The sequence below is a fragment of the Salinimicrobium oceani genome, from assembly GCF_012037645.1.
The window spans coordinates 1-304 of sequence record NZ_JAAVJR010001478.1; the positions used below are offsets into that span (position 1 = coordinate 1).

Below are 304 nucleotides of genomic sequence, written 5' to 3' on the forward strand. Positions count from 1 at the left end.
TCTAACAAAGAAGAAGGCGGAGATCTTGGATGGTTCTCTCCGGGAATGATGGTTCCTGCGTTCAACGATTTTGTTTTCAGGAATAATGAAGGTACTATTGGAGTTGTTGAAACTCAATTCGGATATCATGTTATCAACATCCAGGAGCAAACCGAAAGAGAGAAAGCGGTAAAATTAGCAACAATTTCCCGAGCTATCGAACCTTCAGAAAAATCAATGAATGACTTGTTTGCTGAAGTAACCAATTTCGAACTTAAGGCCAAAGAAGGAGATTTTGAGCAACTGGCAAAGTCAAACGGAAAAG

General features: G+C 39.8%; 1 protein-coding gene. It reads left to right on the forward strand.

All coding sequences use genetic code 11. The annotated features are described in order from the left end of the window. Positions 1-304: peptidylprolyl isomerase (locus tag HC175_RS22710; RefSeq protein ID WP_209310224.1), on the forward strand; the 304-nt coding region annotated here is incomplete at both ends.